This is a genomic window from Agrobacterium sp. 22-209-1 (genome assembly GCF_053522485.1).
The window spans coordinates 150,004-164,105 of sequence record NZ_JBNWCH010000002.1; the positions used below are offsets into that span (position 1 = coordinate 150,004).

Consider the following 14,102-nt stretch of genomic DNA (forward strand, 5'->3'; position numbering starts at 1 on the left):
ATGCAAAGCCCCGTTGCCAAGCCGCAGCGGGGCTTTTTCGCATGCGGGGCCGATGCTGAAATCCATTCCGATTTTTTTGCCAATGCTGTAGAACCATCCCATGGTTCACCACAGCGATTTGTCAGACCGCGTTTCCGACGCGCCATCCAACAACTGGGTCTATCGGATTTTGCCGAGGGCTCTCTGGCCCTATGCGCAATTGGCCCGGTGGGATCGTCCCATTGGCTGGCAATTGCTGATGTGGCCGTGTTTCTGGGCCGCAGCCCTCGCGGCCAATGCGGCGGTGGCGACGGGCGGCTTTTCCTGGGAAACGCTGATCTGGCACTTAGTGCTGTTTTTCATTGGATCGGTGGCGATGCGCGGCGCGGGCTGCACCTATAATGATCTTGCCGACCACAAGATCGACATGGCCGTGGCCCGGACCCGGTCGCGGCCGCTGCCATCGGGCAGGGTGAGCCGCGGGCAGGCCAAGCTCTTCATCGTACTGCAGGCGCTCGCCGGCCTTGTCGTGCTTTTGCAGTTCAACGGCTTCGCGATCGTCACCGGCATAGCTTCGCTGGTCTTCGTGGCAATCTATCCTTTCGCCAAGCGCTTCACCCACTGGCCGCAATTTTTCCTCGGGCTGGCCTTTTCCTGGGGCGCGCTCATGGGTTGGGCCGGGCAGTTCGCTTCACTCGCCTGGCCGCCTGTCCTGCTTTATGTCGGCGCGATCGCCTGGACGATCGGTTATGATACAATCTACGCCCATCAGGACAAGGAAGACGACACGGCCGTGGGCATCGGTTCGACTGCCCTGCTGTTTGGAGAAAACACACATCGCTGGCTGGTTTTCCTTTATGGCACAACCCTTGTCATGATTTTCCTGTCCTTCTGGATGGCGGGCGTTAACATCATTGCCTATAGCGGCCTCGCCGCTGCGGCCATCATGCTGTTCCGGCAGGTCTGGGTGCTCGATATCGACGACGTCGACCAATGCTTGGTGCTGTTCAAATCCAACAACCGCGTCGGTGTGATGATTTTCGCGGGTCTCATCCTGCCGCTTCTGCTTGCCTGAAATCACCGGAATGGAAGACGCCAAAAAGCCCGGCCGCATTGTGCGCGCCGGGCTTTTGATTTGTTTTTGCTGACTTTTATCAGCTGCGGGCGATGATTTCCTTGCCCTCGATCTTCATGCTCATGCCCAGCGAACCGGTGGAGCGGCGAACGAGGAAGCGCGGACGGCGATCCGCGAAATAGGAATGGCGGCGCCGCGGACGGGTATTCTGGGTGCGCACCTTGCCGAGATGTTCTTCCAACGGACGGGCAACGCCATCGGCCTCCACCATCAGCATGGGAATGCGGTAGGCCTCGGACCAGCTGCGCCAGTCGGCGGCGATGTCGCAGAGATCGTGGGCGACGAGAAGCGGAACGCAGAGGTCCGGATCGTCATGGTGAAGTTCCAGCGTCACGGTGACCTGTCCATCGCCATGGTCGATAGCGCGGGCGGCGACACCCTTGAAGGCGCGGGCTGGCAAAGCGAAGGACAAAGGCAGGCCGGAAGAGGAGAGAACCTTTCTCAGAACGGCGCCCCGTTCATCGAGAGTGACGGCAACATCGGTCGCGCCATTGCCTTTTCCATAGGTGACCTGTTGCGGAAAACGTGCCGGGTCTAACCTGAGAGTGGCGACGGCCCAGTCGGGCTTCAGAACGGTCTTGGTCATGTTTAATCTACCCTTGTTTTACCTGAGAGCCGGTTTCCGGTCTTCTCATCGGGACTTTTCATCCTCTGATGTCAGGAGATTATCCGCCGCCTGTTCGAGACTGCTTAAAAATCGCGGTTAAGAAAACTTTGCATTCCCAGATGGTTAGCAAAACCCACTGTGGCATGGTTTCGCGTAGGTAAAGGAGATCGAGACAATGCGATTTTTATGCCCGCCGAAAATGTGCTCTTTCAAGCTACGGGCAAGGCGCGTCACGCATAGTCGCGCCAAGGCTTGCCGTGCGCCCGGATGGGACGCGCGAGGGGTGGATTTAAAACCGGAGCTTTTGGTGCCCTAAGGGATGCACTGCGCTCCAGGGGGCATTCGGATGGTATCGACTTTTCTCAGCTACGACCTCATCAACCGCGATATGAAGACGAGTATTTCGCGCGTGTCGCAGCAGGGACTCGTGGAGCGGCAGACGAAATATTACAAGGAAAACATCGGCAATGTGAAAAGCGTCGATGAGTTCCTCGATAATTACCAGCTCTATTCCTATGCCATGGATGCCTTTGGTCTCGGCGAGATGACCTATGCCAAGGCCTTCATGAAAAAGGTGCTCGATAGTGACCTGAATGATCAGAACAGCTTCGCGAACAAGCTGACCGACGAGCGTTATCGGGAATTTGCCGCCGCCTTCAATTTCAGCTCTTCGACGAAGACCGTGCAGACGGACGCGCAGCTCGACAAGATGATCGGGCTTTATGATACGTCGATCACCAATCTGAACGACAGCCTTGCGGAAGAGACGCGTTATTACAAGGCAATCATCGGCACGGTCACCAATGCCGATCAGCTGCTTCGCAACGACCGCACCCGCGCCTATATCTTCCAGGTCTTCGGCATTGATGAGAAGACCTATTCCTATGCCCACATCAAGGGCTTGATGACGAGCGACGTTTCCGATCCGGACAGCTACATCAACCAGAAATTCGGCGCGGCCTATAATGACGCGGTCGAAAAGCTGGCGATGAAGGGCAATATCGAACTGCACGGGCAGGTCACCGCGCGTATCACGGCAATCGATACCGAACTTGCCGGGACCGGCCTGACGGCTGATGAGCGCTCCAAACTCGAGGCGGAGAAGGTGACGCGTCAGGACCAGCTGACCCAGCTGGAGGCCGTTCTGCCGCCGCAGGATCAGTGGGAGGCAAAGCTCGCGGCAATCAAGGCGGAACAGACGACGCTGTCGAACACCGTCAACCAATATAACAAGATGGCGCAACTGGCCAATGCCTTCGAATTCGGGAATGACGGTACGGTCGTCGCCGGCGGGGCAATGACAGCCGAAAATCTGAAAGCCGTCACGGACTCTTATATCGGCAGCGCGCCGCGCGTGACCCCGACCGTCGCGACGCTGAATCGGGATTATTTCGAATCCAAGATTGGGTCCATCACGACGGTAGAGGAACTGGTGTCGGATGCGCGGCTTCTCAATTACATCAGAACGGCCTTCGACCTGAACGACCTGACCATCGTGCCAGCGACGATCAAGAACATCCTCACCAGCGATCTCAGCGATCCGAACAATTACATCGCGACCCTGGGCAGGAACGACAAACGTTACCTCGCCCTGAAAAACGCATTCAATTTTCTCCCCGATGGGACGCTCGCGGCCGGCGCGACGCCGCAGACAACAACACAGACCGCGACGACCACCGGCGGTTACATGACACATTACAACGATGCGGACGAGGCAGCTGACGCAAAGGCGCTCACGCTGTTCAAGAGCAGTATTGGCAATGTTAGAAGCGTCAATGATTTTCTTGGAACCAATGCCGTCTATACCTATGCGCTGAAAGCCGTCGGTCTCGATCCTGCCAAGGTGAACATCTCCGATATCAAGAAGGTGCTGACCAGCGACCTTCAGGACAAGAAGAGCTACGTTTATACGCTGAAGGACGACCGGTATGTAAAGCTTGCCGAACTCTTCAACTTCGCCAAGGACGGTTCGGTCGGCACACCCATTCTGGCGCAGTCCGAAATTGAGCTGCAGACCATGTCAGCCGACTACATCAAGAAGAAATCGGCTTTCGGCACCGACAAGGACAAGGAAGCGGCAACGACCGAGGCAAAATATTTCTCGGGTGAGATGCAGAAGATCAAGACGCTGAGTGAATTCCTCGCCAATGATCGCCTGACCAAATTCGCGATGGAATCGCTCGGTATCGATCCCAAAAGCGTGACCAAGGAACAGCTGCAGAAAATCTTCACGTCTGACCTCGATGACAAGAACAGCTACGTCAACAAGGAGATGGACCCGGTCTTCCGCCGCCTCGTCACCGCATTCAATTTCGACAAGGAGGGCAAACTCCTTCATGAAGACCGCAGCCTGATCCAGACACGGCGCGGACTTTATGAAACGCTCGACAATTATCTGACCCAGACGCTGGAAACGCAGGCGGGTGAAGAAAACGCCGGTGTGCGACTGGCGCTCTATTTCAAGCGCATGGCGGCGGGGACGACGTCCTATTATTCGATCCTTGCCGATACTGCGATCCAGAACTTCATCAAGACCACCTTCGGCATTCCCGATGAACTCGGCAATGCGGGCGTCGATACCCAGGTGGCGATGATGAAGAAATATTTCGACATCAAGGATTTTCAGGATCCGGATAAGGTCAAGAAGCTGATCGCCCGCTTCACCATCATGTACGACAACCAGCAGAACGTCGCCGATCCCATCATGACGCTGTTCAACGGCAGCGGCTCGGCGGGTATCAGCGGCGACACGCTGCTGGCGGTCGCAACGTTGCGAGCACGGTAGGTGAGAAAGGCCGGGTTTGCCCGGCCTTCAAGAGAGTCACCATCCCGGCAGCATATGCCCGGCGCGCAGGCGCGGCATCTTGGGGAACGTCTTCACGTCGCTATCCATCTCGTCAACCACGGCCATCGGTGAGATGTTGTCGAGGCAGGCTGTGATGTGGTCTGTAATGGCATTCACCAGTGACGGTGAGAGGCCCGGCCTTTTCATCAGGCCGATCTGCACTGGCGGCAGGGGCGGGAAACCGTCGGCGGCGGTCAGAACCTTCATGCCGGTGCGCAGCGCCGATTCAGGCAGGACCGAGACGGCCATGCCGGCCAGCACGGCGGCGGCGACGACGGTCGAGGACCAGCTCGTGAACAGCACCTGATAGTCCCGCCCATCGGCATCGAGCGCCGAACAGGCAAGCTGACGCCAGTGGCAGTCGCGCCGCCCGACGGCGAGCGGCACGGGTGCATCGTCCTTCAGCGGGTGGTTGGCGGAGGCGACCCAGCAGAGCGGTTCGGTGCGCACCACATCGGAGGAGCGGGCGCGCGGATTATGGGTAACAAGCGCGATATCGAGATCGCCGCGGTTCATTTTTTCGGCAAGGCTGGCTGAGGGTTCGCAGACAATATAAAGCTCGACATTCGGGTGGGTCTTTGCGAAGCGCCCGATGATTTCAGGCATGTAGCGGTCGGCGTAATCATCAGGGGTGCCGATGCGCAGCGTGCCTTCCAGCCGGTTGTCGTCGAAGGCGGCGATCGCCTCATTATTCAGACGGATGATACGCCGGGCGTAATTCATCAGTTTTTCACCCTCCGCCGTCAGACGGTTGCCACGCCCGTCCTTGGCGAAAAGCTGTTTGCCGATGCGCTCTTCCAGCCGCCGCATCTGCATGGAGACAGCGGATTGCGTCTTGAAAACGCGGTCAGCGGCTTTGGTAAAGCTGCCCGTATCGACGATGGCGATGAAGGTATGCAGCTGGTCTATGTCGAGAGGTGCGGACATGGATAGTGATCCATCAGAATGATTGATGTCTCACATTAGAAACATTCGTTGGACTGATCAATAGTCTTGCGACATTTTGACACCAAGCAAATCAGGATCAACCCGGGCCGACGGGATGTCGGGCCCTAACCCAAGGCAGCTTCTCGCGCGTGGTGCGTCGGGGGCGGTGCCGCCTCGTGCCGTTACGAAAGGATAAGTATCATGCGCACGGCAGAACGGAGAATGGAACTGGAACTTGTAACCGCACGGCCGGGGGACGCCTGGCGTCGCGCCGCTGTGCTGGGTGTTTCCGGCGTTAAAACCTTCGTGCAGCGCATCTACAATCGTATCGTGGCCAATGGTCTCACGGAACTTGATGACCGTCTTCTTGCCGATATCGGTCTGGCGCGGTCGGATGTCAGCGATGCTCTCAATACCGGCCTGTTGGAAGATCCGACGGCACATCTCACCCGGGCCGCGCGCAAACGTGCGGTCACGCGCTTCAAGACGCTTTGAAATTCCGCCTCCGGCAGACCTCCAGCTGCCGGACGTGGCTTCCAGCCGCAAGGTTTTCCCCGCAGGGTGATTTGCCAATAGCCCTGCCTTTGCCCGGTGTCAGGCCCCCTCGGCCGCGCCGGGCTTTTTTAATTGTGGTGCAGCTTCAGCACCAATACCTCAATATTGATATTCTTCGAAGACGGGTAGCACCGAGCCGCCCCAGCGGCCGTGATAAAGCGCAAGCAGGTCTTCCGCGAGCGTGGTCTTCTTGGCCAGCACCTCGTCCAGCGACGAGAGGAACACGGTCTCGTCCTGACCTTCGCCATTCAGCCGCTTGCGGTTTTTGAGGCCGGTGCGGGAAATGTCGAGAACCTCGCGGGCAATGCCGAGAAGCGGCTTGCCGGAAATCTCGGCATTGAGCCCCTTGGCCGGCACAGCGTTGCGAAGCGCGATCACCTCATCGAAGCTCCAGCCGGCGGTCAGCGCATCGGCAGCGGTCAACGCCTCGTCATCGTAAAGAAGACCGACCCAGAAAGCGGGAAGGGCGCAGATGCGTCTCCACGGGCCGCCATCCGCACCGCGCATTTCGAGGAAACGCTTCAGGCGGACATCGGGGAAAAGCGTGGAGAGGTGGTTCGTCCAGTCGCCCATGGTCGGCTCCCATGCGGCGATTTCGCCCTTCAGAGCCCCGTTCATGAACTGACGGAAGGTGACATGGGTGCAATCGTGATATTTGCCGTCGCGCACGATGAAATACATCGGCACATCAAGCGCCCATTCGACATAATCCTTGAAGCCGAAATCATCGTTGAAGGTGAAGGGCAGCACGCCCGCGCGGCGATTGTCGGTGTCGCGCCAGATATCGCCGCGCCAGGAAAGAAGACCGTTCGGCTTGCCCTCGGTAAAGGGCGACGAGGCGAAAAGCGCGGTTGCCAGCGATTGCAGCTTCATGGAAACGCGCATCTTCCGGCGCATGTCCGCTTCGGAGGAGAAGTCGAGGTTCACCTGGATCGTACAGGTGCGGTACATCATGTCGAGACCCTTGGTCCCGACCTTGGGCATATAGCGCGTCATGATCGCGTAGCGCGATTTCGGCATACGCGGCGTTTCGTCGTAGCTCCACAGCGGGCTGCCGCCGATGCCGAGGAAACGGATGCCCATGGGCTCGGCTACTTCGCGCAGCATCGCCAGATGCTGGTTGGATTCCTTGCACGTCTGGTGCAGGTTTTCGAGCGGCGCGCCCGATAGTTCGAACTGGCCGCCCGGCTCGATGGAGATGGCGCCCATGCCGTGCTGCTCGCCAAGGCCGATGATGTTCCCGCCGTCCATGATCGGCTCCCAGCCGAGCTTTTCCTGCATGCCCTTCAAGAGCGCGGAAATGCTGGCCTCGCCAAAATAGGGGACGGGACTGTTATCCTCTCGGAAAAACGCGAATTTTTCGTGCTCGGTGCCGATGCGGAAGTCGGCTTCAGCTTTGCAACCGCCCGCCAGATAGTCTGTAAGCTCCTTGACGGAGGAGAGGGGGGTCTGGTCGGTCGTGTCGCGTGCCATGGCTTACCTTGTTATGACGTCTCTGTTGCGGCGAGGCATATGATTGGCAGATAGGGCCGGATCGTATCCGCTGGCAAATGAATTTCTTTTAAAGATGCATGAAGCGCAACGGGGCCGTTCAATTCCAGTCGCCGATCGCCGCCTGAATGACCGCGAGCGCGGCGACGGCGGCCGTATCGGCCCTCAGGATGCGCGGCCCGAGCGGAATGGGGGTAATGAAGGCAAGGCCGCGCAGAAGCTCCCTTTCTTCCTCGGAAAATCCGCCTTCCGGACCGACCAGCAGGGCAAGTTTGCGCTCAGTCACGGCTTGCAGGATCGGCAGCGGATTTTGCCCCGCATCGCCTTCGTCGCAATAGACGATGCGCCGGTCGTGGGGCCAGGTCTCGAGCATGTCCTTCAGTTTCACCGGCTCGGCTACCTCGGGCAGGGACAGTATGCCGCACTGCTCGGCGGCTTCGATAGCGTTGGCGCGCAGTTTTTCGGTATTGTGGATCTTGCCCTGAACATGCTGCGTCATCACCGGCTGCAACAGCCCGGCGCCCATCTCCACCGCCTTCTGCACCAGATAATCCATGCGCCCGGTTTTCAGCGGCGCGAAAAGATAATGCAGGTCCGGGGCGTTCGGCTGGGGCCGTGTCTGCTCGATGGGGACGAGAACGATCTTCTTGCGGCTCGGAAACGCGAGTTTCGCTTTCCATTCGCCGTCGCGACCGTTGAACAAAAGGATTTCCGCACCGTCGGCCATGCGCAGCACATTGGCGAGATAGTTGAATTGTTCGGCTGTTGCCTCCTGCGCGACGCCTTCGGCAAGGCTGGCTTCGATATAAAGGCGTTGCATCCGGAAATTTGCGCGCATGGGGTTCTGTTTCAGGTTCAGAGAAAGAGAGAGGACATGAGCCAGTAGAGCAGCGCCGCAAGCGTTGCACTGGAAGGAACGGTGACCAGCCAGGCGGCGATGATCGTCATGAAGTGGGAGCGGCGGACGAGATAACGGCGGCGTATCTCGGAAGGATTGTCGACATATCTTTCGGATCGGCGGGGCCTACCGTCACCAGCCTGAACAAGTTCCTGTCGCCGCCGCGACGATTGCGTGTACCATTCGCGGAAGAAACCAACGCCGAACACCGCGCCGATTGCCGTGTGGGTGGTGCTGACCGGCAGACCGAAGCGCGAGGCAATGAGCACGGTGAGCGCCGTGGCCACGGAAACGCAGAAGGCGCGCATCGGATTGAGCTTGGTGATCTGCTCGCCGACGAGGCGGATGAGGCGCGGGCCATAAAGAAGAATGCCGCAGGAAAGCCCGAAGGCGCCAACCAGCATTACCCATAGCGGCGCACGGGCGGATGTCTGCACCGCCTCGTCATGCAGGGCCCGCACGATGGCCACGACCGGACCGATGGCGTTCGATACGTCATTCGCCCCATGAGCGAAGGACATCAGGCCGGCGGCGAGAACCAGCGGCCACTGGAACAGCGTCCGAAGCGACTGGTTGCGGTTTTCCAATCCCTCCGATTGTTTTCGGATGATCGGCACGCAGAGCCGCCAGACCACGAGCCCGGTCACAAGCCCCATGAGGCTGGCATGGCCAAGCGACACATGCATCAGCTGCCGCAATCCGACCCAGATGAGGTAGGCCATGAAGACGCCCGCCATCAAACCGATGAGAACCGGCACCCACAGCCGGGCGGCGGCGAGCTTGTCCTCGCGGTAAATGATGAATTCCTTGATGAAAGCAAGGATGGCGACGGCGATGATGGCGCTGATGAAGGGTGCCAGCACCCATGCGAAGGCGATGCTGCCGAGCGAAAGCCAGTCGACCGCCTTCGCTCCATAGGCCGCCATTCCAGCGCCCGCAACCCCGCCCACCACCGTATGGGTGGTGGAAATCGGCGCCCTTGTCCATGTCGAGACATTGACGAGAAGGCCGGCGGCGAGAAGCGCCGAGAGCATGGCCCATGAAAAGGCGGTCCTGTCGGGAATGGTGCCGATGTTGATGATGCCGCTGGAAATGGTCTCGACGACGTTGCCGCCGGTTATCAGCGCCCCGGCAATCTCGCAGATGGCGGCGATGATGAGGGCGGCGGCAAGCGGCATGGCCTTGGCGCCCACCGCCGGGCCGACATTGTTCGTAACGTCGTTCGCACCGATGTTGATCGCCATATACGCGCCGATGGCGACGGCGGCGATAATTATGACCGAACCCGCGGTGCCGGTGACGAAGACGCCGGCGAAGATGGCCGCCAGAACAACGAACATGAACCCTGCGCCAAGGCCGGCGAGCTGCTGCGTGACGTGCAGCGTCGCTTCCTCGACACGGGTAATCTTGTCGAGATCCTTATCGAGCGTTTGTTTCATGTTCAATGGCGGCTTGATTGCCATTCACACCTCGTTTGCCAGCATTCCCTTTCGTCCGGCAGCGTCGCAGGTTGAAGGCAATTTTACAGAAAGACTGTTACATCTCGCACATCTTTCCAAAAGGAAAGACGATAAAGGCCAGGTTGGAAAACCAAACTGCTCATTGCCATGTCAAGGGCGGTCGCACTATTTCGAATGCGCCATCCGCTTGTCGAAAGCGAGCATCAGTGCTTTCAGTTCCGGCTCGTTGACACGTTTTCCCGCCTCCTGGGGGCTGACCCATTCCAGCCGCCTCGATTCCTTCTCGGGAAAGCTTTCCTGCATCTCCGAGACTTCGAGCAGATGCACCTGAACCCTGCACGGCACATTGACGCCGCTGTTCAGCTTTTTCTCGTATTCGTAATAACCGAAAGGCGCCTTTTCCACCGTGCCTTTGACGCCGGCTTCCTCATAGGCTTCCTGCTCGGCCACGGCATGGGCCTTCTTGTTGGCCATAGGCCAGCCCTTGGGAATGACCCAACGTCCCGTATCCCGGCTGGTCAGCAGCAACACTTCCGGTCCCGGATTCTTCTTGGACAATCGATAGCACAGCGCCGCATATTGCTGTCGCGGCGGTCTGCGCAACATCAAGCCAACATCTGTCGCCAATCGATTCAAAATCTTCAATCCGAATAGGTCCTTCTTTGCCCGCTAATGATAATTGCTAATATAGATACTCCGTAAATTCCGCCAATCCCTCATCACCCATAACCCACTACTGTCTTCATGCTGATGAAGCCTGCAGGCCCGGAAAAAATACGGAAGATGTGCGAACAGGGCTTCGACCGGGCAGCTTCCCGGGCAAACAGCCGATTGCGGCAATCGCGGTTTTGTCTGCTTTCAGATCCTGAAACGCAAAACCGCTATGAATAATTGCCGATATTGCGCCTGTCGGGATTTAATCCCCAATGTCGGAGACCTTCGATCACGCCATCGGCTTCCGTCGCACGCGCCTGGAAGAAGCGATTGCCGCGGCCCGCCAGTGAGACAAGCTCCGGCAATGCATTGCCCACGATCACGCCGCGAATATCATTCAGTTCGAACATCGCCCGATCATTGCCAGTATCGCCCGCGACCGCTGATTCGTCGAGGCCGATGCGCAATTGTCCACATAACCATGCAAGCGCCGCACCCTTGTCAGCGGCCTTTGGCAATATGTCGAGATCGCGGTCGCTGGAATAGACGATGCGGGCATCGATATCGGCCGCCACAAGCGCTGCTTCGATCTCGCCAAGCGCCGCATCATCAGCGCCATGCAGGAACCAGCTGGATTTCAGGCCGTGCTGATAGCGCTCCTCCTGCATCGTCACGCCAGGCACTCCGGCCATCACGTCGATGATCCTCTGCGGATCGAAACCGGTGCCGAGAGAGGTTTTATAGGCGCTTTCGAGTTCGCCACGCTCTTTCGCGTGCAGCATGGTGCCGACGCCGCCGATGATATAGTCGGGCTGCGGCAGTGGCACCTCTTCGAGCAGCGCAAGCTGGTCGTCGATCAGCCTGCCGCTGTTGAAAACCAGAAGGGGACGTTGACCGTCCGGCAACGAATACCAGAAATCGCGGAACCGGCGCGTGGCGTCGTTATCGCCGACGACGGTTCCGTCGAGATCTGTGGAAAAAAGGCGAAGCGGTCTCAATCGCCATCATTCCATGGTTCGGCCCAATCGGCTTCTTCCAGAACCGGCATCATGGTCCTGCCTTCCACAAGGGCGAGAAGCTGCTGGGCGATGCCGGTCCATGTGAACAGGCTGCGCGCCTTATGCGCCCCCATGCGGGAGAGCCGCCCGTAAAGCCGCTCATGTTTGAACGGCTTCATCATGGTGATGCCAAGGTCTTCCTTGTCGAAAGGATCGGCAAACAGCGCATGGCGGCCATAGCTGATGGCCCGGAACAATCCGCCATGGGTGGTGACGACGGTGGGCGTACCGCTCGCCATCGCCTCGATCGCCGTCATGCCAAAGGGTTCATAACGGCTTGAGAGCACGAAGAGATCGGCGGCGCGATAAATGTCCGGCAGGTCCTCATCCGTGACGTAGCCGGAAAAGGCCACCTTGTCTTCGAGACCGAGCGCTCTCACCCGCTCCTTCAGTTGGTTGAGGATCGTGGTTTCCTGCTCGTCCATATTCTCGCCGCCGACCGCCAGATGCAGCCGGGCTTCCGGTTCTCGCTCGGCAAGAACGGAGAAACCGTCGATCAGCAGGTCGTAACCCTTGTTGGTGGCGAGGCGTCCAAGCGCCAGCACCGTCTTGCCCTCGAAACCGAAGCGCTGGCGGATCATCTGCCGCGTCGCATCGGAAACCGGGAAGAAACGGTTGTCATCATAACCCGGCGGGATCATGTGGATGTGCTTGCGCTTCAGGCCATAATCCTCGATCAGAACATCGAGCTGCACCGGCGTCGTGGCGATTACCATGTCGCAGCTGCGATAGATGATCAGCTCGTGCTGGATACGTTCCCTGAAGTTGAATTCCAGTTCGAACGTATCGGCCTTTTCCGGATAATCGGTCTCCATCTGGCGCTTTTTCCAGATGCCGAGCGAATGCGGCGTGTGCAGATGGGGGATTTTCAGCGCTTCGGAGAGCCGCTGCCCCGCCACGCCAGCATCCCAGTAATGGCTGTTGATGAAAGAATAATTCAGGTCGTTCTTCTTGATGAAACGCAACGCATTTTCGCACCACTCCATCAGGTGGCGGTGCAGGTATTCCTTGGGAATGAAATCGCGGCCGCCGCAGGGAATGCGCACCACGCGGACGCGCTCGTCAACCTCATCAAATTCCGGCTGGTCTTCAAAACGGCGGGTGTAAAGATCGACAGTATAACCGAGCTGTCCGAGTTTGCGTGCAAGCTCAAGCACATAAACAACCTGCCCCCCGGTGTCCGCCGCGCCGAGTGGCGGGTGCGCGGCGACATAGCCATGCGTCGATATGAGAGCTATCCGCGGATAGCGTTCAGTTTCGCTCGTGGTCGTCATGGGTCCCATCTTGGTAAATTTTTCCAATTAACCCGATAAAAAGACCGAAGGGCACAAAAGGTTCCATCAAAAACTGAAAAAAGATGCCGTATTTTGCCGGATAGTTTTTTCAACCGCTGCGCTGCTGCTGCCTCAGACGCGAAATTCGGTCCCATTCCCGCGCCTGGTGGGCCTTGGATGTCGTCTCCACGATGAAGTCGATATGGGTCTCCGCCGCCGCCCTTGCCGCTGCCGGGTCGCCGGCGGCGATCGCATCGTGAATTGCGATATGCTGTCTCAGCACCTCATCATGGGCGCTGGACACGGTGAAGATGAGATGGCGATTATAAAAGATGTCGTCGCTCAGAAGCCGGTAGCAGGACCGCAACGTGTGCATCAGCACGATATTATGCGCCGCCTCGCCGATGGCGTTGTGAAACTCCACATCGCCCGCAAGCTCCTCTTCGAAGCGGCCCGCCTCATGCGCTTCCCGCATTCTGTCTACGATGGCGGCAAGGTTGCGCCTGTCCGGTTCCGTCGCCCGCTGTGCGGCAAGTTCGGCGGTCATGCCTTCGATATAGCGGCGATATTCGAGGAAATCCCGCGTCGCCCGGCTGTGGCGGGTGATCAGCGCGCTCAAGGGATCGGAAAAGACCGGGCCGACAATATCGGCGACATAGGTGCCGCCGCCATGCCGGCTGGTAAGGAGGCCACGGGTCTCAAGCTCCTTCAGCGCTTCCCGCAGGATGGGCCGCGAGACATCGAGGCGTTGCGCCAGTTCGCGCTCGCCGGGCAGCCTGTCGCCGTCCCGCAATATGCCATCGAGGATCAGTTCCTCGAAACGCAAGATCACCTCCTGCGATGTGCGGCTGTGCTCGATGCGCGCAAAAAGCGTTTCGTCCATCGCAGAAGTCTCCGGCGAAATCCCGCCCCGTATTTCGATGGGGCAAATTATCAGCGAAGCAGCGCACTGGTCAAATATTCTATCCAGTTCCGCGCCTCATCCGCGCCATGCCTGCGGCAACACGGCATCTGCCTTTTCGAATTGGCTTTTGTTAAAGCAGCAGTAGGACAGGGCGACGAGGGCGGATTTTTCCGCCAGGTGGATCAAAACAATGACAGCGGCGTCGATTGCGGTGTTTTCATCGTGATCGATGTTTTAGAGTTTTTTCGCTTTTCTTCGAATCGCGAAAACATTCTAACTCTTTATTTTTGCGCATTTCCGGACGGAAAACCGGGG

Annotated in this window: 12 protein-coding genes; 3 read left to right on the top strand and 9 right to left on the bottom strand. The window is 58.5% G+C overall.

Annotated features, from left to right (window positions below; translation table 11 throughout):
* The first annotated feature begins 100 nt into the window (after positions 1–100).
* Positions 101–1,054: a 4-hydroxybenzoate octaprenyltransferase gene (ubiA, locus tag ACQZ48_RS05020; RefSeq protein ID WP_191217042.1), complete on the top strand. Its 954-nt coding sequence runs from the start codon at positions 101–103 to the stop codon at positions 1,052–1,054.
* A gap of 79 nt (positions 1,055–1,133) precedes the next feature.
* Here ubiA and ACQZ48_RS05025 read toward each other — a convergent pair whose 3' ends face one another.
* Entirely contained in the window at positions 1,134–1,700 is a 567-nt protein-coding gene (locus ACQZ48_RS05025; protein WP_046800659.1) for a DUF6101 family protein, read from the bottom strand.
* 367 nt (positions 1,701–2,067) lie between these two features.
* On the opposite strand from ACQZ48_RS05025, the gene ACQZ48_RS05030 reads away from it, so the two are divergent.
* Positions 2,068–4,506: a DUF1217 domain-containing protein gene (locus ACQZ48_RS05030; protein WP_077983336.1), complete on the top strand. Its 2,439-nt coding sequence runs from the start codon at positions 2,068–2,070 to the stop codon at positions 4,504–4,506.
* 36 nt (positions 4,507–4,542) lie between these two features.
* Here the strand turns inward: ACQZ48_RS05030 and ACQZ48_RS05035 are convergent, their stop codons facing one another.
* Complete coding sequence (locus ACQZ48_RS05035; protein WP_077983334.1) at positions 4,543–5,493, bottom strand: LysR substrate-binding domain-containing protein; 951 nt, start codon at positions 5,491–5,493, stop codon at positions 4,543–4,545.
* 201 nt (positions 5,494–5,694) lie between these two features.
* Here ACQZ48_RS05035 and ACQZ48_RS05040 point away from each other — a divergent pair, with 201 nt between their 5' ends.
* On the top strand, positions 5,695–5,988 hold the full coding sequence (locus ACQZ48_RS05040) for a DUF1127 domain-containing protein (protein ID WP_077983333.1): 294 nt from the start codon (positions 5,695–5,697) through the stop codon (positions 5,986–5,988).
* 159 nt (positions 5,989–6,147) lie between these two features.
* Here ACQZ48_RS05040 and ACQZ48_RS05045 read toward each other — a convergent pair whose 3' ends face one another.
* The 7 genes from ACQZ48_RS05045 to ACQZ48_RS05075 form a co-directional block, all read right to left on the bottom strand.
* A complete protein-coding gene (locus ACQZ48_RS05045) occupies positions 6,148–7,521 on the bottom strand; it encodes a glutamate--cysteine ligase (RefSeq protein ID WP_137409812.1) in 1,374 nt (457 codons plus the stop codon).
* Between the two features lie 118 nt (positions 7,522–7,639).
* Positions 7,640–8,377: a 16S rRNA (uracil(1498)-N(3))-methyltransferase gene (locus tag ACQZ48_RS05050; protein ID WP_448728636.1), complete on the bottom strand. Its 738-nt coding sequence runs from the start codon at positions 8,375–8,377 to the stop codon at positions 7,640–7,642.
* A 17-nt stretch (positions 8,378–8,394) separates the two neighbouring features.
* Positions 8,395–9,900 (bottom strand): inorganic phosphate transporter, encoded by a 1,506-nt coding sequence (locus ACQZ48_RS05055; protein WP_077983331.1) that lies wholly within the window; start codon positions 9,898–9,900, stop codon positions 8,395–8,397.
* A 162-nt stretch (positions 9,901–10,062) separates the two neighbouring features.
* The gene (locus tag ACQZ48_RS05060; protein ID WP_269823307.1) at positions 10,063–10,503 is read right to left on the bottom strand and encodes an NUDIX hydrolase; all 441 of its coding nucleotides are present in this window, start codon (positions 10,501–10,503) and stop codon (positions 10,063–10,065) included.
* Positions 10,504–10,778: 275 nt separating this feature from the next.
* Positions 10,779–11,549 carry an HAD family hydrolase gene (locus tag ACQZ48_RS05065; protein WP_137409815.1) on the bottom strand — a complete coding sequence of 257 codons (771 nt, stop codon included), beginning with the start codon at positions 11,547–11,549 and terminating at the stop codon, positions 10,779–10,781.
* Positions 11,546–12,892 (bottom strand): glycosyltransferase family 4 protein, encoded by a 1,347-nt coding sequence (locus ACQZ48_RS05070; protein ID WP_162520476.1) that lies wholly within the window; start codon positions 12,890–12,892, stop codon positions 11,546–11,548. The genes ACQZ48_RS05065 and ACQZ48_RS05070 overlap by 4 nt, the downstream gene beginning before the upstream one ends.
* A 100-nt stretch (positions 12,893–12,992) precedes the next feature.
* The gene (locus tag ACQZ48_RS05075) at positions 12,993–13,766 is read right to left on the bottom strand and encodes a FadR/GntR family transcriptional regulator (protein WP_142912806.1); all 774 of its coding nucleotides are present in this window, start codon (positions 13,764–13,766) and stop codon (positions 12,993–12,995) included.
* Positions 13,767–14,102 lie beyond the last annotated feature (336 nt).

Bases quoted from the DNA above. Each gene is read 5' to 3' on its own strand.
- ACQZ48_RS05070 (WP_162520476.1), bottom strand. From the start codon at position 12,892: ATGGGACCCATGACGACCACGAGCGAAACTGAACGCTATCCGCGGATA.
- ACQZ48_RS05055 (WP_077983331.1), bottom strand. From the start codon at position 9,900: ATGGCAATCAAGCCGCCATTGAACATGAAACAAACGCTCGATAAGGAT.
- ACQZ48_RS05025 (WP_046800659.1), bottom strand. From the start codon at position 1,700: ATGACCAAGACCGTTCTGAAGCCCGACTGGGCCGTCGCCACTCTCAGG.
- ACQZ48_RS05030 (WP_077983336.1), top strand. From the start codon at position 2,068: ATGGTATCGACTTTTCTCAGCTACGACCTCATCAACCGCGATATGAAG.
- ACQZ48_RS05045 (WP_137409812.1), bottom strand. From the start codon at position 7,521: ATGGCACGCGACACGACCGACCAGACCCCCCTCTCCTCCGTCAAGGAG.
- ACQZ48_RS05075 (WP_142912806.1), bottom strand. From the start codon at position 13,766: ATGGACGAAACGCTTTTTGCGCGCATCGAGCACAGCCGCACATCGCAG.
- ACQZ48_RS05060 (WP_269823307.1), bottom strand. From the start codon at position 10,503: ATGTTGCGCAGACCGCCGCGACAGCAATATGCGGCGCTGTGCTATCGA.
- ACQZ48_RS05050 (WP_448728636.1), bottom strand. From the start codon at position 8,377: ATGCGCGCAAATTTCCGGATGCAACGCCTTTATATCGAAGCCAGCCTT.
- ACQZ48_RS05035 (WP_077983334.1), bottom strand. From the start codon at position 5,493: ATGTCCGCACCTCTCGACATAGACCAGCTGCATACCTTCATCGCCATC.
- ubiA (WP_191217042.1), top strand. From the start codon at position 101: ATGGTTCACCACAGCGATTTGTCAGACCGCGTTTCCGACGCGCCATCC.
- ACQZ48_RS05040 (WP_077983333.1), top strand. From the start codon at position 5,695: ATGCGCACGGCAGAACGGAGAATGGAACTGGAACTTGTAACCGCACGG.